Consider the following 25,094-nt stretch of genomic DNA (forward strand, 5'->3'; position numbering starts at 1 on the left):
GGCCGGGTCGTCGTAAGGCGATGACCGACCGCCCGCCGATGCTGGGCAAGGCCAGATGGGAAGGAGCCGTCATGATCGAGATCAAGGCGGTCGAAAAGCCGGACGAGCGGCGCGATTTCCCTCGTGGCCACCTCGAAGCGGTCCACCTCACAGGGCTCGACTTCGCCGTGGCGACGTTCGAACCGGGCTGGCGATGGTCCGAGTCCGTGGCTCCGATCGCGGGCACCGAGAGCTGCCAGGTCCATCACAACGGTTACGTCGTCGAGGGCCGGATGCGGATCCGTATGGAAGATGGCGCCGAGAGCGAGGTCGGCCCGGGCGACGTCTTCGTCTGCCCACCCGGGCACGACGCCTGGGTCGTGGGAGACGACGCCGCCGTGGTGTACGACTTCGCCGGAGGCATGGCGACGGACTACGCGAAGGCGAAGGACGGCTGATCCAGCGGGTCGGCGTGTGCCCCGGCGGACTCGCACGGGGCAGTCGGCCCGAGATCACGCACGGAATCCCGGAAGACCCGAGAGGGGTGGGACGCCTCCTCGGGTCACTTCCGCACATCATCTTCGCCTCGGCCCGGGGCCATTCAGGGCCCCCGCGTCTATTCTGAGGACGTATGGACGGGGCTGCGGGCAGAGGTGCGACCGGTGAACTTCCGGAATCCAGCGAGCCGTTGTTCATCGCGCCACAGCAACCGGTGATCCTGCGGGCCGCGCGCGTCGAGCTGCCCGAGGAGAATCCCGACCCCGTTCTGCTGCCCTCGATCACGCTGCTGGAGCGCGCCGCTTCCCGCGGGAGCGACCCTGAGGGGCTGCCGCTGCCACCGCCGCACATGCTCGCGGGGCAGTACCGGATGATCCGCCCCCTCGGCTACGGCGGTATGGGCGAGGTGTATCTCGCACTCGACACCAAGGTCGACAACCGCGAGGTGGCGATCAAGGTTCTGCGCGGCGAGCAGGCGGCAGACGCGGCGGAGGCCCTGGCCCAGGAACGGCGGGCTCTGGTCGACCTCAGCCACGACGACATCATCCGCGTCTTCAACTACGGGCACCATCCCGAGATCGGGGACTTCCTCGTCCTCCAGTACGTGGACGGGCTCACCCTGGAGGAGGTGCGGGCGCGGGCGCAGGTGAACCCGGAGGAATTCGGCGGCGGCCGCTTCCACGAGTTCGTACTCGCCTACGGGATACGGCTCCTGGCCGCGCTCGGGTATCTGCACGGCGACTGGCCCGGCAAGGTCTACGGCGACCTCAAACCGGACAACGTCATGCACGACGGCACCACCACGAAGATCATCGACGTGGGAAGCGTCCGCATGACCGGCCTGCCCGGCCACACCACGGAGGGGTATCGCGCCCCGACCGTCGGCCGCACCGGTGAATCCACCGGCCAGGACGACCTGTTCAGCCTGGGCGAGACGCTGCGGCGGCTGAGCGGGCTGGGCGGATCGCCTGACGATCTGGCGGGGCTCGGCCATCTGGACGTGATCGGCGGGCTCGGCGCACCGGGCGGCGAGACCGAGACCGCACCTATGCATCCGATGACGGCACCCCCTCCCGTGGGGCTCGGTCTGGTGTCGCTCGCCCGCGTGCTGCACCGCGCGACCCGGAGCGAGCGGGCCGAGCGGTTCGCCACCGCACGCGAGATGGAGGAGCAACTGCGCGGGGTCTTCCGGGAGTTACGGTCGCTGCGGACCGGCCTGGAGACCTTCGAGCCGTCGCCGCTCTTCCTCCAGTCGTCGTACGCGCTGGACGCGGCGCTCGGGTCCGCCCCGCCGCTGGCCCGGTGGGCCACCCCGAACGCTTCCGCCCCGTACGCGCCGCCGTCGCCCTCCGAGGCCGCGCAGCGGCTGCCCGTACCGCGGCCCGACCGGCACGACTACCACCACGCGCAGTTGAGCAGGCTGGCCGACGCCGCACCGGAGGCGCTGCTCCAGCACACCGGGGACTGGCGCGACTCGCCGGAGGTGCATCTGCTGCGCTGCCGACTGCGGTTGCGCGGTGCCGGAGGCGGGACGGCGGCCGCCGAGAGTGAACTGCGGTCCGCCGAGACGCTGATCGGGGCCGAGCGCGCTCCGCACGACTGGCGGCTCGGCTGGCACCGCGGGCTGCTCGCACTCGGCCGGGACCAAGTGGACGCGGCCCGGGGGCACTTCGACGAGGTGTTCGCTGCTATCCCGGGCGAGTACGCGCCGAAACTCGCGCTCGGCTACTGCGCCGAGTGGCTCCGCCAGTGGCAGGAGGCGCTGACGTTCTACGAGGCGGTGCGACTGCGCAATCCGTCGCTGGGCAGTGCGGCGTTCGGCGCCGTACGGGCGCGCCTGGCGCTGGGCGGTGAGCGGGCGTGGGACGACGCGGTGCGAGCCCTGGACGCGGTGCCGCAGCATTCGCGGCACCGAACTGCCGCACGTACGGCGGCCGTTCGCGTCGGCGTCGAGCATGTGCGGACCGCCGAGCGCCCCGACGAGGTGACCGAGCGGCTCCGCGAGGTGCTGGAGCGGCTGGCCCGGCTCTTCCACGCGCACGGGCTGACGGACGAGCAGGCCAGGGTCCGTATGACGGCTGAGGTGTGGGAGGCCGTGGAGGGTGCGCTCGAGCGGGGTGCCGTCGACTCGGAGGGCCTCAAGACGCTGGCCGCGGGCGCCGACGAACGGCTCGGGCTCCCGTCCGACAGGCCCGGTCTGCGCAAGGCCCTCTCCCACCTCTATCTCACCCTCGCCCACCAGGCCGCCCGTTCCGCCTCACCCAAGGACGCGGCCGTCGCCGAAACGCTGCTGGACCGCGCCTACGAGGTCCGCCCGCTCGCCTTCCGACACCACAGGGACAGCCCATGGCTCGGAAAGAGAGCCACGACCTGGCTCCGGACGATCGCCCGTACGCCGACACCGCCACCGGCACCACCACCGGGACCGCCCTCGGTGCCGGCACCCGGGAAGAGCGCGCGGACGGCCCGCGAGTGAGTGAAGCCGCGCACCCGCAGCCCGCGGAGGACGATGCCGCGCCGCCCGCACGGGTCCTGCGTGCCGCGCGGGCGGCACGTCGCGTCGTCGCCGAACTCGCCCGCCGGGTCTGGCTCTACGTGTGGCCGTCGGCGACCGGCCGTCGCAACCGCGCGTATCTGCGGGAGCGGCTCGTCGCGCTGCCTCTGCTCGCCGTGCTGGCGTTCGGGACGCTCGGGTGGGCGTACTCGGGTGTGCGGGACGACTCCGCGTATGTGCGGGACCGGCTGGCACCCGCGCTGGTCGGTCTCGCGAACGCCAAGGCCTCGCTGTTCATCGCGCAGGGCGAGGCCGAGGAGAACCTCGCCGAAGGTCAGGCCGCCGAGCTGAGCGGGCTCAGCGAGCGGTACCGGACGCGGGTGGCGCGGGCCACGCAGAGCCTGAACCAGGTCACGCGCAGCGGAGCCCTGACCGTGGCCGAGGAACAGGAACTGCGCGTGGTGTCCGCGCTGGTGGTGGACTACACGGGTTGGATCGGCCAGGCGCAGAACCACGTGGCCGACCCCGTGCTGCGGGACGCGAAGCTGACGTACGCGCGCAGCATGCTCTGTTCGACGCCGGTGGAGGTCGCGGACCGTCAGGACCGCTATCCGCCGTGCAAACCCACGGTCGGCTCCGCCGCGACCTCCATCGTGGACCGGGTCGCCGGCCTCGAACGGCAGCTGCGCGAACGACTCGCGGACCGGGCCGCCTGGAGCGGGCCCGTGCTCGTCGCCACCGCGGTCTGCGGACTCGCCCTGGTGCTGCTCGCCGCCGGGCTCTGGCACACGGTGTCGTTCCTGCGGCGCCGTTTCCGGATCCGGCTCAGCGTTCCGCTGGCGGTCGCCGCGCTGCCGCTGTTCGCCGTACCGCTGCTGACGACCGACGCGCTGCTCGCGCGGCACGCACAGAAGGAGGCCGTCCCCGTGGCGGAAACGCTCGCGAAACGGACCTCGCCCCGGACGGAGACGATCGCGGAGGAGCGGCCGTTCGACGGTCCGGACCCGCGGGCCATCGAGGTGTTGGAGGGACGGATCGACGACGGGCTGTCCGACGGGCGGCTCGCCTTCCTGGACGGGGTCGCGCCCTTCGTGTTCCCGGCGGGCCTGGTCAGCGCGGTCGTCGCAGGCGGGGCCCTGCACGCGTACCGGCGCGAGTACCTGGTGGTCGCCCGCCCGGGAGCCGTGTCGTGAGCCGGCCCATGAACCGACCTGGGACCGGGCCTGTGAACCGTGCCGTCGGCCGTGTCCTGCGCGTCCTCCTCGCGGGCTGTCTGCTCGCCCTCGTCCCCGGCTGTACGTCGGACACCCCCGACCCGCTCGTCGTGCTGGGCCCATGGACCGGCAAGGAGGGCCAGGCCTTCGAGGCGGCTCTGAACCGGCTCGACGACGGAACCGGCAGGACGTACACGTACGAAGGCACCCGCTCGCTGCGCGAGACGCTCGTCTCGCAGCTGGAGGCGGACGCGCCGCCGGACGTGGCGATCCTCAACAGCATCGGCGAACTCACCGAGTACGCGCGCCGCGACAAGCTGAAGCCCCTCGTCCAGGAGATCGCCGAGCGCGGGTACGAGCCGTGGGCACCGACGCTCCTCGTGGACAACAAGCGCCGTACGTACTGGGTGCCGCTGAAGGTCGATCTGAAGAGCCTGGTGTGGAGCAAGGAGGGTACGTCCAGCGACGATCCGACCTGGTGCGTCGGGCTCGCCTCGCAGGCCACCTCGGGCTGGCCCGGCACCGACTGGATCGAGGACATCCTGCTCCACCAGGCGGGCCCGGACGTCTACCAGGACTGGGCCACCAGCCGGCTCGACTGGCGCGATCCGGCCGTGCAACGGGCCTGGACGACCTGGGCAGGGCTGCTCGGTGACCGTTCACCGGCCTCGATCGGGCGGTCCCTGACCACGTCGTACGAGGGCACGTCCAGGGCCGAAGAACCCCTCGGCCTGCTGGCCTCCCCCGGCTTCGACTGCACGCACGAGCACCAGAGTGCCTTCATCCGGTACGTGTACGCGGGCGACGACGTCCGGGTGGAGCCGTCGGCCCGGTTCCTGGGTGGGCCGGCCGAGTACCGCGATGCCTACGAGGTAGCGGGCGACATGGCTGCCGTCTTCAGCGACGACCCGGCGGCCCAGGAGCTGGTGGAGCGGCTGTCGAGTCCGGCCGGGCGGGAGCGCTGGCAGGCGGAGGCGGTCCCGGCGCTGCGCCCGCTGTTCCCGAACACCACCGGCCTGCCGCCCGCAGTGCCCGGGAACCCCGTCGAGCAGGAGATCGACGGCCTGCTCAACTCACGCGCCCGAACCCTCTGCTTCGACGCCTCGGACGTGATGCCGCCCGAGCTCCGGGACGCCTTCCACCGCGCGGTCCTGGAGTTCTTCCGGGACCCCGCGGAGAAGCATCTCGCCTCGCTGCTGCGGCAGTTGGAGACCGTACGTGCCCAGGTGGACGAGGAGTGGGCCGACGACCGCTCGTTCCGGCCGCCCGGGGCCATCTGCGCGTGACGCGACGGCCCCGTGGCACAGAGCGCGGAAGACCCCTCGTGCATCAAAGCCCTGGGACCTGGTCCCGGGTCTTCAGGCCCGGGCCCCTGCCGCGATGTCCCGTGCCGCGATGTAGCCGAAGGTCATCGCCGGTCCGATCGTCGAGCCCGCGCCGGCATAGCTGTGGCCCATGACTGCCGCGCTGGCGTTTCCGGCGGCGTACAGGCCGGGGATGACGGATCCGTCCGGGCGCAGCACGCGGGCCCGGGCGTCCGTGCGCAGACCGCCCTTGGTGCCCAGGTCGCCCGGCACGATCTTGAAGGCGTAGTAGGGGGCCAACCACAGTGGTGCCAGGCAGGAGTTGGGGAGGATCGCGGGGTCGGTGTAGTAGTGGTCGTAGGCGCTGTCACCGCGGTGGAAGTCGGTGTCCGTGCCGTTTCGGGCCAGGCCGTTGAAGCGGTTGACCGTGGCCCGCAGGGCGGCCGCGGGCACGCCTATCCCCGCGGCGAGGGCGTCGAGGGTCCAGGCCTTGTGGGCGGCGCCTGACGCGTACCAGGCGTCGGGGAACGTGAACGTCGGTGCGATGTCCCTGAAGAGGTAGCGGTTGCGGTAGCTCTGGTCGACGATCAGCCAGGCCGGGATGTCCGGGTCGGTCTCGTTGCGTTCGTACATGGTGTGTACGACATCGCTGTAGGGGGCCGCCTCGTTGACGAAGCGGGCTCCGGCGGCGTTGACGAGGAGCCCGCCGGGCAGGGTGCGTTCGGCGAGGCAGAAGTAGGGCTCGTCGGGCAGTGGGATCGCCGGGCCCCACCAGGCGTCGTCCATCAGGTCGAGCGCGGCACCGGCCCGGCGGCCCGCCTGGATTCCGTCACCGGTGTTCTCCTTGGCCCCGACGGTCCACTCGGTGCCGATGGGCTGTTGCTGGTACTGGGCGCGCATGGCCGCGTTGTGCTCGAAGCCGCCGGAGCCGACGATCACTCCGTGCCGGGCCCTGATCAGGCCCGGGGCGCCGTTCTTCGTGACGACCGCTCCCGCGGTGGTTCCGTTCTCCGTGTAGAGGTCGGTGAGCGGGGTGTTCAGCCAGACCGGCACCTGGGCCGCGAGCAGTCCCGCCCGCAGGCCGGCCGCCAGTGACTGGCCCATGGTGAGGGGCTTCTGGCCGAGGAGGGCCGCCCTGGTGCCGCGTGCCAGGCATTCGGTGGCGACGGCTGCGCCCTTCACGCTGACCGCGGAGAGCGCGAGCCACTTGTAGTCGGCGCTGAAGACGACCATGCCGCTCGGGACGCTCAGGTACGGCGGGTTCAGCCGGGCGAGTTCGGCACCGAGGATGTTCCCGTCGAGCTGGGCGGGTTCGATGGAACGGCCACCGGGCAGTCCTCCTGGCAGCTCCGGGTAGTAGTCGCTGTACCCCTCCATCCAGCGGAAGCGCAGCGGGCTGTTGGCCAGTACGAAGGAGATCATGGCGGGGCCGTGTCCGAGGAAGGCCTGCCGGCGTTCCGCGGAGACGTCCGGGCCGACCACCGCGGCCAGGTAGGTGGCGGCCTTCGCCGGGGTGTCGGGAACGCCGGCGGCGAGGATCACCGGGTTGTTGGGGATCCAGATTCCCGCGCCGGAGCGGGCGGCCGACCCGCCGAAGGTGGCCGCCTTCTCCACGACGACACAGCTCAGTCCTTGTTTAGCGGCCGTCAGCGCGGCGGTCATCCCGGCGGCTCCGGATCCGATCACGACCACGTCGTACGTGCCGAGCAGGGGCAGTTCGGCCGCGTCGGCGGTGCTCGGGATGCCGGCCGCGAGGGCGAGCCCACCCGCCGTCGCGGCACCGAGCACCCGACGCCGCGACGGGCCGGGCTGTGAGGGCCCGGACTGTGACGGGGCTTCGGTGCGTCTCGCAGCATCCGCGGTTGTCGACATGGCAGCACTCCAACAGGGCGAAGGAAGGTGAGGACGTGCTGTGCCCCGGGAGCAACAAGCCTGTGGCGCCCCGGTTCTGATACGGAGTCAGGAATCTGGCGCGGGGGTCTTGTGAAGTCAAGAGGCACGCCGGTCCCGCGGCCGGGGAGCGGGGCCACCGAGACCAGGGGGAGTGCCTGCCGTGATCGACAGAGTTCGCGGAATCCGAGGAACCGGAAGAGCGGGGTCGGCCCACCACAGCTGGATCGGCGACCTGTTCGTACAGGGTCCGGCCGTGCTCAAGGATGTGCCGTCCTGCGGTGACTTCCCGGAGATCGGCGGCACACTGGCCGGCGCGGAGAACACCACGTTCTGCGGCAACGGCACGGAGCCCAACTCCACGGGCGCCCGGACGGCCGGGTCGACCACCGGCTTCGGCCGCAGCGTGGAGCTGCGCTACAACGGCACCACCGAGTGCGCCTGGGGTCGCATCACCGGCGGCGCGCCCGGCGACGAGATCCGGGTCGACCGCAGCGCCGACGGGGGCGCGACCTGGTCCCCGATCCTCGGCTTCACCACCATTACCTCGGGCAACGACGCGTACACCACCGGCCGCTCCGCGCAGGCGGCCGACGATATGACGCGTACCACTCTCCGGGTGCTTCGGGGCCGCCATACGCGATCATGATCCGAATGGACACTCGCTTCCTCGGCATCGCCGATCTGGTCGAAACCCCGTCCGTGGCGGTCGTGGTGGACGTCATGCGTGCTTTCACCGTGGCCGCCTGGGCCTTTGCGCAGGGCGCGGAGAGGATCGTTCTCGCCGAGTCGCTGGACGACGCCCTGGCGCTCAAGGCCGGCAACCCGGATTGGGTGGCGCTCAAGGACGGTCCGCCCGCGCCCGGGTTCGACACCGTCAACTCCCCCGGTCTGCTGCGGTCGATCGACCTTGGCGGACGGACCGTTGTGCAGAAGACCACGGCGGGGACGGTCGGCGCCCTCGCGGTCAAGGACGCGCCGCTGGTGCTGTGCGCAAGCTTCGTGGTGGCGGAGGCGACGGCTCGGCTCTTGCGGGCGCGTGGGAGTGACAGTGTCACGTTCGTGGTCACCGGCGAGGACGGGCAGGCCGACGAAGACCTGGCGTGCGCCCAGTACATCGCCCGGAGGGCCACTGAGCCCGGGACGGACGCGGCTCAATTCCTCCGCCGCGCCGCCGGGTCACGCGCCGCCACCGAGCTGGCCGAGGGCGTGCGCCAGGGAGTCCATCCCGATGACGTCGAGCTCTGCCTTGAGCTCGACCGGTTCCCCTTCGCCATGGTGGCGACCTTGGAAGGCTCACTCATGGTCCTGCGTCCACGCGCGACGGCTTCGGCGACCGACGCGGACGCGGTCTGATCGCGGCTCATCCGATCGACCTCTTCGAAGGCCTGGGTCAGTCGGACTCGTCATCCGCATCGACCGACCCCAGGAACTCCCCGGCACCGTAGTTCAGGCTGCGCGCGGTTTTCACCAGCGGCGACAACGGGTCCCTCCGAGGAAGCGCGAAGCGCGGAAACCCGAAGCGGAGAATCCCGAAGCCACCGAACCCGAAGCCACCGAATCGGAAGCGTCGAAGGAGACTTCGACGGCAGGTTCGCACCAGCGGCGCCAGCGAGAAGACCGCGGCCGTCGCGACGACGCACCCAGCCATACACGCGGATCGAACTCTCGCCCGAAGTTCGGGTGTTCTACGGACAAACGCCACGGCGCGCCACCCCTTCCACTGGATAGATATATCTACGAATATGACTCTGGGCATCGCCTCGGGAATTGCACACGGAGCCGCGCCCGCGGAGGGCGTATCACTGTCCGCCCACGCGGACCAGCGGTCGAAGAGGAGAGACATGAGAAGCGCTCCCCACCAACAAGCCGTGGAGTGGCTCGCGGCAGCCGCGGTGGACCCCCGGGCCTGCAAGCGCGAATGGGAGCACGGGGCCAGCGGTGCCGCACTGCTGCCGGCCGGCCGGTTCTGGGACGTCCTCAGCGTGCCGGAGGAGATCGGCCTGTTCGCCCTGGACGCCCTGCTGCGCCTCCCGCTGCCGATGCCCGGTCCCACGCTCGCCGATTTCGGCGCCCACCGGGTCGGGTTCTTCCTTCCGCCGGACCCGGAGAGCTACTGGGTGGGGCAGGACATCCGCTACTCCGGGAAGGGGTCCTGGATCGCGGTGCCCTCACCCCGCCGGACGACCGGCACGCTGCGCTGGCTGGTTCCGCCCGACGGTCAGGGCGCCCTGCATCTCCCGACCGCCCTGGAAGTGGCGCTCCATCAGGCCGCCGAGATGCTCTCCGCGCTGGTGAACGGGGAACGGGCGCGCCCCGTCGGCACCTCGGTGCGTCCCGGGCCGGGTCGCGATCGTCTCGGCTGAGCCGGCCGGACCGGCCGACCGAGCCGGTGCCCGTGCCCGCGCCCGGGCAGAGCCCCTCAGGGCCCGTTCGACCCCGGACCGTCGCTTCGACGCCGGCCGGGACCGGGGAGGCGAACGTCGGTGGTGCGCAGGGCGGTGAAGGCCGGCCGACGCGCCTCGTGCCGCCGGGGGACCACGCGTCCGCGGGCCTGCCAGTCGGCGACCAGCGCCGCGTAGATCGGCGGGTCCATCCAGTGGCCGCCGGCGAGTTCGACGGACGGCCGGTCCTGACCCTCGCGGCCCAGGAAGGGCCCCGTTGTGGCGAATGTGCTGTCCATGTCCGTGCAACGGGGCTCGTGCGCCGGTGGTACGCCCTCGCACGCCAGGACACCGGATCGAGCGAGCGCACACCCCTCGTTCGGGGCCATGTTTTCATCGGACCAGACGATGTATCCGGTCGGCGGTCACGAGGGCCGACAGGGCCGTACGCCACGAAGACCGACAGGGCCGTACGCCACCAACGCCGACAGGGTCATACACGCGCATGCCGCGCCCTGGCCGACTCCGGTGCGGTGGAGCCGGCCAAGGCGGTCGGGTCAGGAGCTGGGGCACTCCTTCCAGGCCAGGTGGTAGATGGTGCTGATGTCACCGTCGGTCGAGTCCATGGTCATGAAGCTGGTACTGCCGGGAGCGGATGTGCCCGCGTTCACGCGGAGTTCGGTGTTGATGTTGAAGTTCCGCTGCACACCGCAGGGCGCCCAGACGAGCTGCGCCCACTCCGTGTTGTCCGTGGCCTGCCAGTTGTCGTCGTAGGGGCCTCTGAAGGGGTGTGTGATCGAGGCCGTGTTCGGCGAGCCCTGGAAGTAGTACGAGGCCTTCTCGGTGCTGGTCGCCCCCGCCTTGAGCGAGGCGAAGCCGCGGTAGTCCGCACTGGCGATGGCGTACGTGAAGCCCCCGGGCACGGCGACGGTCAGGTTGAGCTGGCAGTTCTTGCGGAACGCGGTGGGATCCGAATTGCCTCCCACCTGGGCGAGATAGTCGCTGTAGGTCACCGTGAACGCGGTGTTGTCCGGGGACACGGCGACGGCGGCGGTGCCCTGGGGACAGCCGGAGCCGTTCACCGTGGCGACCTTGATGACGATCTTGTCCGGGGGTGGGTCGACGATCCCCGTGGACGGGTCGTGCGCGGGGAGCGCGGTGGCGAAGAGAGCGGCGACAGCGCCACTCAGAAGCATCGCACCAGCCATGGTGCTCCAATCCGTTGCGTCGGTGTTCCGGCGGCGGGCGAAGGTGCCCGTCGCGAATTGGGGGGTGCGGCCTTCGCATGCGCGAAGAGCCGTCGCGGACCAGGTGCGTTGGATCAGACATGGATCAGGCATGGATCGGACACCAACCATGGTCATGCCCATGCCAAACACATGACCGCGCGAGCCCGGCCCTGTGAAGGAGCTGTGAAGACCGGAGCGGTCGCATCGTATGTACGCCCGGCGGATGCAGCCAGGTCGAACTCCGGCCATTCCTGGACGTCTTCCAAGCCACCGCCCCCGGACGTCGACCCCGTCCGGCCGTATACCTTCGGCGATCCGGGTCGTCGGGCCGCGCGCCGCACCGCGCCGGCGGGCCCGCGGCATGCCTCGACCGTTACGCCGCCCGCGCTTCGGGAGGCCGCGCCTGCCGGGTTCATGATCTTCATCTGATTAGCATTCACAAGCCCCGCAGCGCCCGTTGCCGGGGCTGCCCTGCGCCATCACCGTGAGGGGATAGAGCCATGCCCCCGGGCCGCCAGAGACCGTCGTCGCAGCATGCTCCCGAACTGCGTGCGGCCGCGCGCCATCTCGCACGCCGCCGCTTCCTGACCGTCACCGCGGCGGCCGCCGCGCTCGCCTTCGGCACACACCTGCCCGCCACCGGCGCCGCGAGTGCCGCCGAGCTCGACGCGGCGAGGATCGCCGACGACCCCTTCACACTCGGCGTCGCATCCGGTGACCCGTGGCCCGGCTCCGTACTGCTGTGGACGCGGCTCGCGCCCGAGCCGTACGAGGCCGACGGCGGCCTGGCCCGGCAGCGTGTCGTCGTCGAATGGGAGGTGGCCGACGACGAGCGGTTCGGCGCGATCGTCCGGCGCGGCACCGCCATCGCCCACCCCGAGGTCCACCACACCCTGCACGTCGAGGTGGACGGTCTCGACGCCGGTCGCGTGTACTACTACCGCTTCAGGACGGGCACCTGGATCAGCCCGACGGGACGCACCCGCACCGCCCCCGCCGCCATCGGCCCCGCCTCCGCGCTCACCTTCGCCGCCGTGTCCTGTCAGGCGTACCACGAGGGGTACTTCACCGCTCACCGGCATCTCGCGGGCGACGACGTCGATGTGGTCTTCCACCTCGGCGACTACCTCTACGAGTACGCGGTCGACGCCGTCGGCGGCGCCCGTAAGTACACCGACCGTGTTCTGCCCGACCTCTTCAACCGGGAGACGGTGACACTTGAGGACTACCGGCTGCGCCACGCCCTCTACCGCAGGGACCCGGACCTGCAAGCCGTCCACGCCATGCACCCGTTCATCGTCACCTGGGACGACCACGAGACCGAGAACAACTACGCGGCCGACAGCGACGAGAACGGCACCCCGCCGGCCGCGTTCCTGCTGCGGCGCGCCGCCGCCTACCGGGCCCACTGGGAGAACCAGCCGCTGCGCGCCTCCCAGCTGCCCAACGGGCCCGACGCCCAGCTCTACCGGCGCCTGCACTGGGGCAGGCTGGCGCAGTTCGACGTCCTCGACACCCGCCAGTACCGCTCCGACCAGGCCTACGGCGACCGGCCGCACATCCCCGGCCCGGAGTCGGACGATCCGGCACGCACCATCACCGGCGCCGCCCAGGAACGCTGGCTGATCGACGGATGGCGTACCTCCGACGCCGTGTGGAACGTGATGCCGCAACAGGTCTGCTTCTCCCAGCGGAAGCTGGACCTCAGCCCTGTCGCCAAGGTGTCCATGGATGCCTGGGACGGCTACCGGGCCTCGCGCGACCGGGTCCTGGCCGGGGCGAAGGCGGCAGGAATCGACAACCTCATGGTGCTCACCGGGGACGTCCACGTCGGGTACGCCTTCGACATCAAGGACGACTTCGACAACCCCTCGTCCAGGACCCTGGGCACGGAGATCGTCACCCCGTCCATCGCCAGCGGAGGGGACGGCATCGCGACACCCACGAACTGGGCCACCTACCTGTCCGCCAACCCCCACCTGAAGTTCTACAACGGACAACGCGGTTACGTCAGGGTGCGGCTGACGCCGGATGCGGCGCGGGCGGACTTCAGGACCGTGTCCGCCGTCACCACGCCCGGGGCTCCGATCACGACCGCCGCGTCCTTCGTCACCGAGGCGGGCGCCCAGGGGCTCAAGCCCGCCTGAGCCCGTGAACGTACAGGTGCCGGTGGCGGTGTCCGCGACCGGCCGCCCTCACGTCTCGGCCCGGCGGCGGACCGCCGCGAGCAGGCGCCGCACGCCCACCGCGTGCCCTCCTGTCCCGAGGACGAGCAACCGGTAGAGGCCGCCGGCCGGGCCGGGAAAGGTGGCCCGGGTCTCGGCCGTCAACCGTGACCGGCCCGGACCGGCGGGCTCCAGGCGAAAGATCAGCGCGTACGACGAGAAGCGATGGCGCCCACCGAGGACCAGCTCTCGCCCAGGGACCACGGCGGCCACCCGGAACCCGGGAAACGTCGAGCCCTCGGCAAGGGGCCGCGGACCCGACGCCGTGCGGTCCGCGCATCCGACCAGCCGCGCGTAGCGGGTCGCGCCGGGGCGCGAGAAGGACCGGTCCAGGGTGTCGCCCAGACCGCGCCACACGTCATCGGCTCCCGCCGCGACGACGGTGGTGTGCTCATCGCGATACGGCAGCGAAGGAATCTGCATCATGGCCTCCGTTGCGGTCCGGTCGGCCGCCCGGTCGTTCGGCGCGCCGCCGAGGGGTTGGTCAGCCCTCGAACTCCGTCAGGTCGATCCCGTACATTCGCACGTCGTGCCCGTAGGCCGGGTCCACCGTCGCGCCTTCCGCCCGCATGCCGAGCTTGTCCAGCACGTTCGACGACGCGGTGTCGGCCGTTCGGCACACGGCGACGACCCGGTCGATGCCGCGGTCCTGCAGAGCGAATTCGAGTGTGGCGTGGGCCGCCTCCGAGGCATAGCCCTGTCCCCAGAAGACACGCGCCATCCGCCAGGTGATCGCCACCTGCCCCGCCACCTCGGGCGGGGAGTCCGGAACGTACAGCCCGACCGCCCCGGCCAGTTCCCCCGAGCCGAGGAGTTCGATGGCGAAGACCCCGAAGCCCTCCTCGTCCCACTCCTCCTCCCATGCCTCGATGTCCTCGGCGGTCTGTTCCAGGGAGCGGGGCGTGCCGTCGCCGATCCATCGCATCACCGTCGGGTCGGCGTGGATCTCGGAGAGGGGCACGAGGTCGTCGTCCTGCCAGCGGCGCAGCAGAAGACGGGGGGTATGGATGTCGGTCATGCCCCCATCATCGCGTGAGCCAGACGACGAGAACGACCACGACCACGGCGAGGACGATCGCCGCCGGAAGAGCGCGTTTCAGTACGGCACCGCGTGCGACGCTCATCAGGTCCAGGGGCTCCGGTGCGGGCGCGGCCGGTGTACGGGAAACAGTGGGCGCTTCCGCGGGGCGGACGCCGTTCGAGGCGGGGGTGGCCGGTGCGGTCGGAACGCTCGGAGCGGTCGTCCTCGGAGCGGTCGTCCTCGGGGCTTCGGCGGCGGGGGCGTTGTCTGCTGTGGGCCCTCCGGCGGAAGCGGATTCCGGCGTGGCGCTCGATGCGATCCCGGCACCGACCTCGGGCTCCGCACCATCGCCCGCCCCGGCCCCGGTCCCATCGCCCGCCCCGGTCACGGCCTCCGCGCCGGGCCCCGGTGTCGGCGTCGGTGCGACCGATTCCTGCGCCTGCGCCTGCTCCTTCTCCGTCGCGAGTTGCCGCTCCAGGTTGTCGACGAACTGGGCCAGCAGCTTCCCGCTGACCTCCTCGATCACCCCTCGGCCGAACTGCGCGATCCTGCCGGTGATGGTGAGGTGGGTGTCCACCGTCACCCGCGTCCCTTCGCCGTCCGGGACGAGCCGGGCGGTGACGCGGGCGTCGGCGTTTCCCTGGCCGCGGGTGTCGCGGCCGCGCGCGTGGAGTACCGCCGTACGCGCTTCGTCGTCCTTCTCCTCGAAGGAGACGACGCCCTTGTACTGGACGGTCATGGGGCCGACCTTCACCTTGACGACTCCGTTGTACGTGTCGCCGTCCACACCGGTGAGCTGGGCCCCGGGCATGCAGGGAGCGATCCGCTCCACGTCGGTCAGCAGGGACCAGGCCTGGTCGGGCGGCAGGTTCACTCGGAACTCGTTCGTGAAGTCCATGACGGACACACGATGGGCGCGGGCGGCCCGGCCGTCAATGAGCTCTTCAGGGTTTGCTTAAGACGCCGCGCCCAGGACGCCGGAACCCGTGACCCGCACCGCCTCCCCCAGCCCCCATCAGCTCCATCAGCTCCAGATCGTGACGTGGACCGGAGGTCGGAACTCATTCATCGGAACGCCCTTGGACCGGGTGAGCACCGCCTGTGTCGCGGCCGGTGTCGTGACGAAGCGGCACAGCGCGGCGGCGGTCGTCGAGCGCCGTTCGCCGGTGAGCGCGCTCGCGTACAGCATGCCGCCGAGCCGGGCGCCGGAGACGTCGAGGACAACCAGTGACCCGCGGCGCAGCTCGTCGCGTACGACGTGGAGGAAGGCGATGGACAGCCCGGCCCCGCCGGCCACCGCGTTGAGAGAAGCCGTGACGCTGGGGAACGCCTTGGCCTTGGCGGCTTCGACTCCGATGTGGGACAGGAAGGTGCCCGACAGGGTGTCCGGGTCCAGTCCGGCGGGACCCAGCATCCATGGCTCGTGGGCCAGTTGGGCGGGTGCCAGCCGCTTCCGGTGCCTGAGCGGGTGGTCCGGCGCCGCGACGACGACCAGTTGGAAGCGCAGAAAGGGGATCGACTCGATGCCCGGTTCCGGGCGCGACGCCGGGCCGATCGTGACATCGGCGCGACGGTCGCGGAGCAGATCGCCGAAGACCGCCACCGGCACGGCGAGGGTGTCGACGTCCAGGTCCGGCTGTCGTCGCCCGAAGGCCGCGAGCAGTGCGGGGAGGACCTGTTCGGCGCCGGCCTCGGTGGACGCCACCCGCAGTTGGGCGGTGCCCGAGCCTGCCTGGCGGACCCGGTGGCGGGTCTCCTCGGCGAGGCCGACGATCTCGGCGGCTCCCGCGGCGAGGCGCCTGCCGCCCGGGGTGAGACTGATCCCGCCGGCAGCCCGGATGAAGAGCAGGTCGCCGAGTTCGCGGCGGAGCGCGGCGACCGCGCCGGAGACCGCGGCCTCGGTGACTCCGAGCGACTCCGCGGCGCCCTTGACCGAGCCCAGACGGGCCACCGTGACGAATGCGCGGAGCTGAGTCAGCGTCATGTCCGCCATTACAACGGCTGTTCGACCGGTAGGACCCCCTCCGTTGCCCAGGTCTCTTAAGCATTCGCTTGAGTCGCCGTTGACCGCCCCACCCCGTCGCGCAATTGTTCCCCTCGGACCGCCGGAAACCGGCCAGGTCCTCAATCGACGGACGGTTCTCCCGCGCGCTGCCTCGCCCGGGCGTGCCGGGCGGGCCCGGTCCGGGAGGGAGCGTGCCGTGCAGGTACCCGCTTCGTTCGACTACCAGCGCGCCGAGAGCGTGGACGAGGCGCTGGAACTGCTGCGCCGCTACGGCGAGGAGGCCCGGGTCGTGGCCGGCGGACACAGTCTGCTGCCGATGATGAAGCTGCGCCTGGCCGCCCCCGAGGTCCTCGTCGACATCAACGACCTCCACGAACTGGACCACATCGTCCTGGTCGGCGACGAACTGCGCGTCGGCGCCCTCACCCGGCACCGCACACTGCTGGAGTCGGAGCTGGTCGGCCGGTACTTTCCCATCGTCCACGACGCGGAGAAGGTGATCGCCGACCCGCCGGTCCGCAACCGGGGCACGATCGGCGGCTCCCTGTGCCAGGCCGACCCGTCGGAGGACCTCTCCGCGGTGTGCGGCGCGCTGCACGCCCATGCCGTCATCCGCGGGGTGGGCGGCGAACGGATCGTCTCGATGGCCGACTTCCACCAGGGCCCGTACGAAACGGCCGTGGGCGTCGGCGAGATGCTGACCGAGGTGCGCCTGCCGGTCCTGCCGGGTGCGGGCAGCGCGTACGAGAAGGTCGAGCGCAAGGCCGGGGACTGGGCCGTCGCCGCGGCCGGGGTCGCCCTGACGCTGCGCGAGGGGCGGATCGCCGACGCGGGCGTGGGTCTGGCGGCGGTCGGCGCCGGGGCGCTGAACCTGCACGCGGTCCAGACGCTGCTGAACGGCAGCGAACCGTCCGAGGCGCTGTACGAGGAGGCGGGCCGGGTGGCGTCCGACAGCTGTTCGCCGGTCACCGACGGGCGGGGCAGCGCCGAGTACAAACGGCATCTGGCGGGCGAACTCACCCGGCGGGCGCTGCGGCGGGCGGTCGCCCGGGCCGGGCGGCCCATCGGGTCCACGGCAAGGGAGGCGTGAGGCGCATGCGGATCACCGTCAACGTCAACGGCGACGACCACACCCGGGAGGTCGAGCCCCGGCATCTGCTCGTGCGCTTCCTCCGCGACGACCTGGAACTGACCGGCACCCACTGGGGCTGCGACACCAGCAACTGCGGCACGTGCGTGGTGCTGATGGACGGGGAGCCCGTCAAGAGCTGCACGGTCCTGGCGGTCATGGCGGCCGGCCACGAGATCCGCACGGTCGAGGACCTGGCGGACGGAGACCAACTGGACCCCGTTCAGCAGGGGTTCATCGAGCAGCACGGTCTGCAGTGCGGGTTCTGCACCCCGGGGATGATGCTCACCGGCCGGGCGCTCCTGGACCGCAACCCGGATCCGTCCGAGCAGGAGATCCGCGAGGCCATCTCGGGCCAGCTGTGCCGGTGCACCGGCTATCTGAACATCGTCCGCTCCATCCAGTGGGCGGCGCGGCAACGGGCCGAGGCCGACGGAGTCGCGGAGACAGCGGGGGGCCGGACATGACCGCCGTCGACGAGCCCCCGGTCGCCCCCGTCGCCCCCGCGCCGGACGAACGGCCCATCGGCTTCGGCCGGATGAAGCGCAAGGAGGACCCCCGCTTCGTACGCGGCAAGGGCCGCTACGTCGACGACATCCACCTGCCCGGCATGCTGCACGGCGCCGTCCTGCGCAGCCCGTTCGCGCACGCGCGCATCGTCTCCATCGACACCTCGGCCGCCGAGGCCCACCCCAAGGTCAAGGCGGTGATCACCGGCGAGACGCTCGCGGGGCTGGGCCTGGCCTGGATGCCGACGCTGTCGATGGACACGCAGGCCGTACTCGCCACCGACAAGGTGCGTTTCCAGGGGCAGGAGGTCGCGTTCGTGGTCGCCGAGGACCACTACGCGGCGCGTGACGCCATCGAGTTGATCGACGTCGAGTACGAACCGCTGGATCCGGTGGTCAACGCCCGGCATGCCCTCGACCCCGGCGCGCCCGTCATCCGGGACGACCTGGAAGGCCGTACGGACAACCACATCTTCGACTGGGAGGCGGGCGACAGCGCGGCCACCGACGAGGTGTTCGCGCGGGCCGACGTCGTGGTCGAGCAGACCATGCTCTACCCGCGCGTCCACCCGGCCCCGCTGGAGACGTGCGGCGCGGTCGCCTCGATGGACCCGGTCGACGGCAAGCTCACCCTCTACTCCACCACCCAGGCCCCGCACGCCCACCGCACCCTCTACGCGATGGTGGCAGGGATTCCCGAGCACAAGATCCGGGTCGTCTCCCCCGACATCGGCGGCGGTTTCGGCAACAAGGTCGGCATCTACCCGGGTTACGTCTGCGCGGTCGTCGGCTCGATCGTCACCGGGCGGCCGGTGAAGTGGATGGAGGACCGCTCCGAGAACCTGATGAGCACCTCCTTCGCCCGCGACTACCACATGACCGGCGAGATAGCCGCGACCCGGGACGGCAAGATCCTGGCCGTACGGGTCAAGGTCCTCGCGGACCACGGCGCGTTCAACTCCACGGCACAGCCCACCAAATACCCGGCCGGCTTCTTCCACATCTTCACCGGCTCGTACGACATCGAGGCCGCGCACTGCTCGGTCACCGGCGTCTACACCAACAAGGCACCGGGCGGGGTCGCGTACGCCTGCTCCTTCCGGGTCACCGAGGCGGTGTACCTGATCGAGCGGATGGTGGACTGTCTGGCGGCCGAACTCGGCGCCGATCCGGCCGAGTTGAGGATGCGCAACCTGCTCCGGCCCGAGCAGTTCCCCTACGAGAACAAGACCGGCTGGACGTACGACTCCGGCGACTATCCCGCCTGTCTGCGCAAGGCACTGGATGTCGCCGGGTACGAGGAGCTGCGCAAGGAGCAGAGCGAGAAGCGGGCCCGGGGCGAACTCATGGGCATCGGGCTGTCGTTCTTCACCGAGACGGTCGGCGCCGGGCCGCGCAAGCACATGGACATCCTCGGCCTCGGCATGGCCGACGGCTGCGAGCTGCGCGTCCATCCGACCGGCAAGGCGGTGGTCCGACTGAGCGTGCAGACGCAGGGGCAGGGCCACGAGACGACGTTCGCGCAGATCGTCGCCGAGGAGCTCGGTATCCCGCCCGAGGACATCGACGTCGTGCACGGCGACACCGACCAGACGCCGTTCGGGCTGGGTACGTACGGAAGCCGGTCAACTCCCGTGTCGGGAGCGGCGGCTGCCGTGGTCGCGCGCAAAGTGCGGGACAAGGCGCGGATCATCGCCGGGGCCATGCTGGAGGTCTCCCCCGACGACCTCGAATGGACCAAGGGCCGCTGGTCGGTCGCCGGCGACCCGGCGATGACGAAGACGATCCAGGAGATCGCGCTCGCCGCACACGGCTCGCTGGAACTGCCGGACGGTGTGGAAGGCCATCTGGAGGCGACGACCGTCTACAACCCGCCCAATCTGACGTATCCGTTCGGTGCGTACGTCTGCGTGGTCGACGTCGATTCCGGGACGGGCACGGTGAAGGTGCGGCGGTTCATCGCGGTGGACGACTGCGGGACCCGTATCAACCCGATGATCATCGAGGGCCAGGTGCACGGCGGGCTGGCCGACGGGGTCGGTATGGCGCTGATGGAGTTGATCAGCTTCGACGAGGACGGCAACTGTCTGTCCGGGTCCTTCATGGACTATCTGCTGCCGACCGCGCTGGAGGTCCCGTCCTGGGAGCTGGACCACACCGTCACGCCCTCCCCGCACCATCCGATCGGCGCGAAGGGCATCGGCGAGTCGGCGACGGTCGGTTCACCGCCTGCCGTCGTCAACGCGGTCCTCGACGCGATCGGCGTCCGCCACGCCGACATGCCGCTGACTCCGAGCCGGGTGTGGCAGGCGCTGCACCGGGGCGAGGTGGAGGCACCGCAATGAGCCCCGCCGCACCCCCACTTGAGACACGCATCGCTGAACTGACCGGCCGCCACGTGCCGTTCGTGAAGGCCACCGTCGTTCGTGCTCGCCGTCCGGCGAGCGCGCGGCCGGGCGACACCGCGCTGGTTCTCGCGGACGGCCGGGTCGAGGGCTTCGTCGGAGGTGCCTGCGCGGAGGCCACCGTACGGGTGCAGGCGCTGCGGACGCTGCGCAGCGGGGAGTCGCTGCTGCTGCGCATCTCGCCGGAGGAGACGGCGGACGGCACCGGGGAACCGGTCGTCGAGGAGGGTGCGGTGAGCGTCGCCAATCCGTGCCTGTCCGGCGGCGAGTTGGAGATCTTCCTGGAGCCGTTGCGACCCATGCCGCGCGTGGTGGTCCTGGGCGAGTCCCCCATCGCCCGCGCGTTGGGGGCCTTTGGGCCGGTGCTCGGTTACGAGATCACGGAGATGTCCGTCGCCGACGGGATCACGCCGGAGGACCTGGCCGGGAGTCAGGCGCTGGTGATCGCCTCCCACGGGCGGGGCGAGGAACCGGTGCTCGTCTCGGCCGTGCGCGCGGGGGTGCCGTACATCGGGCTCGTGGCCAGCCCCAGGCGCGGGGCGGCGGTCCTGGACGGGCTGGCGCTCGATGCCGAGGAACGCGCGCGGATCCACACGCCGGCGGGCCTGTGGATCGGTGCCCGCACGCCGGGCGAGATCGCGGTGTCGATCCTCGCGGAGGTGATCCAGGCGGTGAGGGGGCGATCCGTGGAGGTGGAGGTGGAGGTGGAGACGCCTCCGAAGGCTCCGGAGACCGGCTCCGTGACCGCCGTCGACCCCGTGTGCGGGATGACGGTCTCCGTCGCGGACGGCACCCCGTACTCCGACGAGGGCGGCGACGAGCGCCGCTGGTTCTGCTGTGCCGGTTGTCGTGCCGCGTACGAGAAGGGCCCCGCCCGCTACGCGAAGGCCAACGCCTCGTGAGCGAGTACGTAGAGCGCTGTCTGCCGGGTGTGGACAGTCTGCGCGCCGCGCTGGACTCGCTGGGCTATCTCGCCGACGACGGTCTGGCCACCGCGCTCTTCCTCGCCCTGCGCCTGCCACAGCCGCTGCTCCTGGAGGGCGAGGCGGGCGTCGGCAAGACCGAGGCGGCCAAGGCGGTGGCCGCGATCCTCGGCAGCCCGCTGATCCGGCTGCAGTGCTACGACGGCCTGGACGCGGCCGAGGCGCTGTACGAGTGGAACTATCCGCGCCAGCTGCTCGGCATCCGCCTGGCCGAGTCCCGGGACGAGCAGCTCAGTGAGGCCGATCTGTTCAGCGAGGAGTACCTGCTGCGGAGGCCCGTGCTCGCTGCGCTCACCCACCCCGGCCCGGCCCCCGCCGTGCTGCTCATCGACGAGATCGACCGCGCCGACGACGACTTCGAGGCATTCCTGCTCGAAGTGCTGGCCGAGGCGGCGGTGACCATCCCGGAGATCGGCACCATCCGGGCCGCCGTGCCGCCCGTCGTGCTGCTCACCTCCAACCGCACCCGTGATCTCCATGACGCGCTCAAACGCCGGTGCCTCTACCACTGGATCGACTACCCGGACACGGAACGGATCGTCGAGATCGTGCGCCGCCGGGTACCCGGGACGTCCAGGGAACTGGCGGTCGCGGTGTCGGCGGCGGTACGGCGGCTGCGGGCCCTGGACGTGCAGAAGGCGCCGGGCGTCGCCGAGACCATCGACTGGATCTCCGCGCTGAACCTGCTCGGCGTGCCCCGTCTCGACGCCGGTGTCGCCGGGCGCACTCTCGGATCCCTGCTGAAGTACCGCGAGGACCAGGAGCTGGTGCGGGAGCGCGGCCTGGACTGGCTGGTCGCGGGCAGACAGCCGTGACGGCGACGGCGGTTCCGCTCTTCGACCGGGCCGAGTTCGCGGGCCGGCTCGGCGCGGAACTGCGGCGCGCTGGGGTGGGGGTGACTCCGGAGCGGTCGGTGCGGTTCCTGGAGGCGCTGCGTCTGCTGCCACCGGTGGACCGTACGGCGCTGTACTGGGCAGCACGGTTGGCGTTCGTGACGGATCGCGAGCAGATCGAACCGTTCGAGAGGGTCTTCGATGCGGTCTTCGCGGGCGGGCCGCGCTCGGTGGCAGTCCGCAGAGCCGGTGCCGGATCCGAGCCTGCGCCGGGCACCGCCGAACCCGGCCGGCCCCCGCCGCTCTCCGGCGTCGGCCCGGATCCCACCCGCGCTCCCCTGCCGGGCGGCGCCTTCGGCGAGGCATCGGACCCCGACCGTACGCGGGCCCCGGACAAGGACCGGCGGACCGTGGAACTGCCGACGGCGGGCACCACGGCCGAAGTCCTCGCCCACAAGGACTTCGCTGCCCTCGACCCCGCCGAACTGGCCGAACTCAACCGGATCCTCGCCCTGTTGACGCTCAAGGCACCGCTGCGCCGTGGCCGCCGCCAGGAGACCGACCGCCGGGGCCGCCGCATCGACCTGCGCCGTACCCTGCGCACCGGCCAGCGCACCGGCGGCGAGCCCGTACTGCTGGCCCGCACCCGCCACCGCCTACGACCGCGACGACTGGTGCTGCTGTGCGACATCTCCCGCTCCATGGAGCCGTACACACGCGCCTACCTCCGCCTCTTCCCGCGGGCGGCGGCCGGTGCGGCGGCCGAGGCGTTCGTCTTCGCCACCCGCCTCACCCGGCTGACCCCCGTCCTGCGGCACACCGGCCCGTCCGGCGTGGACGCGGCGCTGTGCCGGGCGGGCGCCGCCGCGTCCGACTGGTCGGGCGGCACCCGCATCGGCCACGCGCTGGCCGAGTTCAACAACCGCTTCGGCCGCCGGGGGATGGCACGCGGCGCCGTCGTGGTGATCTTCTCCGACGGCTGGGAGGGCGAGGACCCCATCGCCGTCGGCCGCGAAATGGCCCGCCTCGCACGCCTCACCCACCGCATCATCTGGGTCAACCCCCGCAAAGCCGCCCCCGGGTACGCCCCGCGTACCGCCGGCATGACCGCCGCGCTCCCCCACTGCGACGCCTTTGTGAGCGGCCACAGCCTCACGGCTCTCCTGGAGGTGGTGGAGGCGATCGCGGGCGACGAGACGCTCGTGCGGCGGCGCCTCGACGTCGGCCGGAAGTGAGCGGAAAGTAGGCAGATTGCGCCTGGTGATGGTGTGTAGTGTTCCGTCGCGTGCTGGCTGAACAACGACACCAACTCATCCTGCGGGCCCTGCGTTCCGGCGGCACCGCCTCCGTGATCGACCTCTCCGAGCACCTGGACGTGAGTCCGGCGACCGTCCGCCGCGATCTCCTCAAGCTGGAAGGGGACGGGCTGCTCAGCCGCGTGCACGGCGGTGCGGTCATCGAGGAGGACCGTGCGCCGTTCGACGAGGCCGCCGAGGTCCAGGTGGCCGAGAAGGACGCGATAGCCGCCCGCGCGGCCGAGCTGATCGAGGACGGCCAGTCGGTCATCCTCGACAGTGGCACGACCGTCCACCGGCTGGCACGCCGACTGCACGGACGCCGGCTCACCGTGATCACCAACAGCCTCGCCGTGTACGAAGAACTCACCACCGACGAGAACATCGCCCTGATGCTGCTCGGCGGCATGGTCATTCGCGAGTCACGCATGCTGGACGGCTTCATGGCCGAGGACAACCTCCGCCAGGTGCACGCCGACTGGACCTTCATGGGCGCCTGCGGCGTACGTTCCGGCGGTCAGGTCATGGACACCACCGTCGCCGAGGTACCCGCCAGGCGCGCCATGATCGCCGCCGGCGACAAGGTGGCGCTGCTGGCGGACCGGAGCAAGTTCCCCGGAAGCGGCATGGTGAAAATCTGCGGCCCGGAGGACCTGGACCTGCTCGTCACCACCGCATCGGCGGACGATGCGACCTGCGTGGCCCTGAACGATGCCGGCGTGAGAGTGATCACGACACCTCCGTCGACAGTCGACGGCTGGGCCGAGGTCGGCGCCTAGGCTGCTGTCCGAGGCACCTTCGTGCCCGGCCCGAGCCACTCGTTCGACGCCCCACGTTCGTCAAGGAGGCAGTCATGAACTCCCCCGGCAACAGTTCACAGAACGTCCCGGTACTGCTTCACCCGCCTGCCCCCGCCGACAGCCTCCTGTGGGAACCCAGCGAGCGTTGGGTGCGGGGGACGAAAGACGATGTGACCGTTGTCGACAGTCGGCGGCCGGTGCTGGTGTGGGAGCCCGGTCGGCCGGTGCCGTTGTACGCCTTCCCGCGTGAGGACGTGCGTACGGATCTGTTGCGGGAGACGGAGAAGTCCGCCGGGCGGCCGCACGCCGGGACGACGCTCTTCTACGACCTCGACATCGGCGGTGAGACGATCGCCGGCGCGGCCTGGACGTATCCCGGCGAGGAGTTGGGCTCGTACATCTCGTTCGAGTGGTTCGGGCGGGAGGTGCTCGATCACTGGTACGAGGAGGACGAGGAGATCTTCGTCCATCCGCGTGACCCGCACAAACGGGTGGACGCGCTGCCCAGCTCGCGGCATGTCCAGGTCGAGATCGACGGCACGGTCGTCGCGGACACCCGCGCGCCGGTGCTCCTCTTCGAGACGGGTCTGCCCGTGCGGTACTACCTCCCGCGCGAGGACGTACGCCTCGGTCTGTTCACGCCCAGCGACCTCACGACCCGCTGCCCCTACAAGGGCGTGGCGACCGACTACTGGTCGTGGCCCGGCGAGGACGTACCGCCGAACATCGCGTGGAGCTATCCCGACCCTCTCTCGGCCGTGGGTGTCATCAAGGACCGGGTGGCCTTCTTCAACGAGGCCGTCGACATCACGGTCGACGGGCAACGGCTCGAGCGCCCTGTCACCGAATTCATCAAGCCCCGGAAGTGATCGAACCTCGGAAATGACGGGGCGGTCC

24 protein-coding genes are annotated in these 25,094 nt (G+C 71.2%); 16 read left to right on the top strand and 8 right to left on the bottom strand.

The genetic code is table 11. From position 1 onward, the window contains the following. Positions 1–71: 71 nt before the first annotated feature. The 4 genes from ACIBEI_RS21855 to ACIBEI_RS21870 all read left to right on the top strand — a co-directional run bounded on the left by ACIBEI_RS21855 (position 72) and on the right by ACIBEI_RS21870 (position 5,471). Positions 72–437 (top strand): cupin domain-containing protein, encoded by a 366-nt coding sequence (locus tag ACIBEI_RS21855; protein ID WP_398891193.1) that lies wholly within the window; start codon positions 72–74, stop codon positions 435–437. A 173-nt stretch (positions 438–610) separates the two neighbouring features. After that, positions 611–2,953, top strand: coding sequence for a tetratricopeptide repeat protein (locus tag ACIBEI_RS21860; protein WP_398891195.1), 2,343 nt, complete (start codon positions 611–613; stop codon positions 2,951–2,953). Between the two features lie 119 nt (positions 2,954–3,072). Next, positions 3,073–4,164 carry a hypothetical protein gene (locus tag ACIBEI_RS21865; protein ID WP_398891416.1) on the top strand — a complete coding sequence of 364 codons (1,092 nt, stop codon included), beginning with the start codon at positions 3,073–3,075 and terminating at the stop codon, positions 4,162–4,164. A gap of 8 nt (positions 4,165–4,172) precedes the next feature. Further along, positions 4,173–5,471: an alpha-glucoside ABC transporter substrate-binding protein gene (locus ACIBEI_RS21870; RefSeq protein ID WP_398891197.1), complete on the top strand. Its 1,299-nt coding sequence runs from the start codon at positions 4,173–4,175 to the stop codon at positions 5,469–5,471. A gap of 72 nt (positions 5,472–5,543) precedes the next feature. On the opposite strand, the gene kstD is transcribed toward ACIBEI_RS21870, so the two are convergent. Then, on the bottom strand, positions 5,544–7,361 hold the full coding sequence (gene kstD / locus ACIBEI_RS21875; RefSeq protein WP_398891199.1) for a 3-oxosteroid 1-dehydrogenase: 1,818 nt from the start codon (positions 7,359–7,361) through the stop codon (positions 5,544–5,546). 181 nt (positions 7,362–7,542) lie between these two features. Between kstD and ACIBEI_RS21880 the strand changes: the two genes are divergently transcribed. Next, complete coding sequence (locus ACIBEI_RS21880) at positions 7,543–8,028, top strand: hypothetical protein (RefSeq protein ID WP_398891201.1); 486 nt, start codon at positions 7,543–7,545, stop codon at positions 8,026–8,028. Between the two features lie 5 nt (positions 8,029–8,033). Further along, on the top strand, positions 8,034–8,735 hold the full coding sequence (locus ACIBEI_RS21885) for a 2-phosphosulfolactate phosphatase (RefSeq protein ID WP_398891203.1): 702 nt from the start codon (positions 8,034–8,036) through the stop codon (positions 8,733–8,735). A gap of 37 nt (positions 8,736–8,772) precedes the next feature. Here the strand turns inward: ACIBEI_RS21885 and ACIBEI_RS21890 are convergent, their stop codons facing one another. Beyond that, complete coding sequence (locus ACIBEI_RS21890; RefSeq protein ID WP_398891205.1) at positions 8,773–9,225, bottom strand: hypothetical protein; 453 nt, start codon at positions 9,223–9,225, stop codon at positions 8,773–8,775. Here ACIBEI_RS21890 and ACIBEI_RS21895 point away from each other — a divergent pair. Continuing rightward, positions 9,224–9,745: a hypothetical protein gene (locus ACIBEI_RS21895; protein ID WP_398891207.1), complete on the top strand. Its 522-nt coding sequence runs from the start codon at positions 9,224–9,226 to the stop codon at positions 9,743–9,745. The genes ACIBEI_RS21890 and ACIBEI_RS21895 overlap by 2 nt on opposite strands. Positions 9,746–9,801: 56 nt before the next feature. Here the strand turns inward: ACIBEI_RS21895 and ACIBEI_RS21900 are convergent, their stop codons facing one another. Together ACIBEI_RS21900 and ACIBEI_RS21905 are read right to left on the bottom strand one after the other, a co-directional pair. Continuing rightward, a complete protein-coding gene (locus tag ACIBEI_RS21900) occupies positions 9,802–10,062 on the bottom strand; it encodes a hypothetical protein (RefSeq protein ID WP_398891209.1) in 261 nt (86 codons plus the stop codon). Between the two features lie 258 nt (positions 10,063–10,320). Next, entirely contained in the window at positions 10,321–10,971 is a 651-nt protein-coding gene (locus tag ACIBEI_RS21905) for a DUF4360 domain-containing protein (protein WP_398891211.1), read from the bottom strand. 521 nt (positions 10,972–11,492) lie between these two features. Here ACIBEI_RS21905 and ACIBEI_RS21910 point away from each other — a divergent pair. Continuing rightward, entirely contained in the window at positions 11,493–13,139 is a 1,647-nt protein-coding gene (locus ACIBEI_RS21910) for an alkaline phosphatase D family protein (protein ID WP_398891213.1), read from the top strand. A 48-nt stretch (positions 13,140–13,187) separates the two neighbouring features. Here the strand turns inward: ACIBEI_RS21910 and ACIBEI_RS21915 are convergent, their stop codons facing one another. From ACIBEI_RS21915 to ACIBEI_RS21930, 4 genes are all read right to left on the bottom strand, one after another. Continuing rightward, positions 13,188–13,640 (bottom strand): hypothetical protein, encoded by a 453-nt coding sequence (locus ACIBEI_RS21915; protein WP_398891215.1) that lies wholly within the window; start codon positions 13,638–13,640, stop codon positions 13,188–13,190. A gap of 61 nt (positions 13,641–13,701) precedes the next feature. Further along, the gene (locus ACIBEI_RS21920; protein ID WP_398891217.1) at positions 13,702–14,235 is read right to left on the bottom strand and encodes a GNAT family N-acetyltransferase; all 534 of its coding nucleotides are present in this window, start codon (positions 14,233–14,235) and stop codon (positions 13,702–13,704) included. A 7-nt stretch (positions 14,236–14,242) separates the two neighbouring features. Beyond that, positions 14,243–15,136, bottom strand: a complete 894-nt coding sequence (locus tag ACIBEI_RS21925; RefSeq protein ID WP_398891219.1) for an SRPBCC domain-containing protein — start codon at positions 15,134–15,136, stop codon at positions 14,243–14,245. 126 nt (positions 15,137–15,262) lie between these two features. Beyond that, entirely contained in the window at positions 15,263–16,222 is a 960-nt protein-coding gene (locus tag ACIBEI_RS21930) for a LysR family transcriptional regulator (RefSeq protein ID WP_398891221.1), read from the bottom strand. A 217-nt stretch (positions 16,223–16,439) separates the two neighbouring features. On the opposite strand from ACIBEI_RS21930, the gene ACIBEI_RS21935 reads away from it, so the two are divergent. The 8 genes from ACIBEI_RS21935 (at position 16,440) to ACIBEI_RS21970 (ending at position 25,066) form a co-directional block, all read left to right on the top strand. After that, positions 16,440–17,333 (top strand): FAD binding domain-containing protein, encoded by an 894-nt coding sequence (locus ACIBEI_RS21935; protein ID WP_398891223.1) that lies wholly within the window; start codon positions 16,440–16,442, stop codon positions 17,331–17,333. 5 nt (positions 17,334–17,338) lie between these two features. Then, the gene (locus ACIBEI_RS21940; protein ID WP_189841793.1) at positions 17,339–17,839 is read left to right on the top strand and encodes a (2Fe-2S)-binding protein; all 501 of its coding nucleotides are present in this window, start codon (positions 17,339–17,341) and stop codon (positions 17,837–17,839) included. Further along, positions 17,836–20,226 (top strand): aerobic carbon-monoxide dehydrogenase large subunit, encoded by a 2,391-nt coding sequence (locus tag ACIBEI_RS21945; RefSeq protein ID WP_398891226.1) that lies wholly within the window; start codon positions 17,836–17,838, stop codon positions 20,224–20,226. The genes ACIBEI_RS21940 and ACIBEI_RS21945 overlap by 4 nt, the downstream gene beginning before the upstream one ends. Then, a complete protein-coding gene (locus ACIBEI_RS21950; protein WP_398891228.1) occupies positions 20,223–21,188 on the top strand; it encodes an XdhC family protein in 966 nt (321 codons plus the stop codon). The genes ACIBEI_RS21945 and ACIBEI_RS21950 overlap by 4 nt, the downstream gene beginning before the upstream one ends. Then, complete coding sequence (locus ACIBEI_RS21955) at positions 21,185–22,084, top strand: AAA family ATPase (RefSeq protein ID WP_398891230.1); 900 nt, start codon at positions 21,185–21,187, stop codon at positions 22,082–22,084. The genes ACIBEI_RS21950 and ACIBEI_RS21955 overlap by 4 nt, the downstream gene beginning before the upstream one ends. Beyond that, complete coding sequence (locus ACIBEI_RS21960) at positions 22,081–23,337, top strand: VWA domain-containing protein (protein WP_398891232.1); 1,257 nt, start codon at positions 22,081–22,083, stop codon at positions 23,335–23,337. The genes ACIBEI_RS21955 and ACIBEI_RS21960 overlap by 4 nt, the downstream gene beginning before the upstream one ends. A gap of 50 nt (positions 23,338–23,387) precedes the next feature. After that, positions 23,388–24,176, top strand: coding sequence for a DeoR/GlpR family DNA-binding transcription regulator (locus tag ACIBEI_RS21965; protein ID WP_398891234.1), 789 nt, complete (start codon positions 23,388–23,390; stop codon positions 24,174–24,176). A 74-nt stretch (positions 24,177–24,250) separates the two neighbouring features. Next, a complete protein-coding gene (locus ACIBEI_RS21970; protein WP_398891236.1) occupies positions 24,251–25,066 on the top strand; it encodes a DUF427 domain-containing protein in 816 nt (271 codons plus the stop codon). Positions 25,067–25,094 lie beyond the last annotated feature (28 nt).

This window comes from Streptomyces sp. NPDC050988 (assembly GCF_044456225.1).
GTDB lineage: Bacteria > Actinomycetota > Actinomycetes > Streptomycetales > Streptomycetaceae > Streptomyces.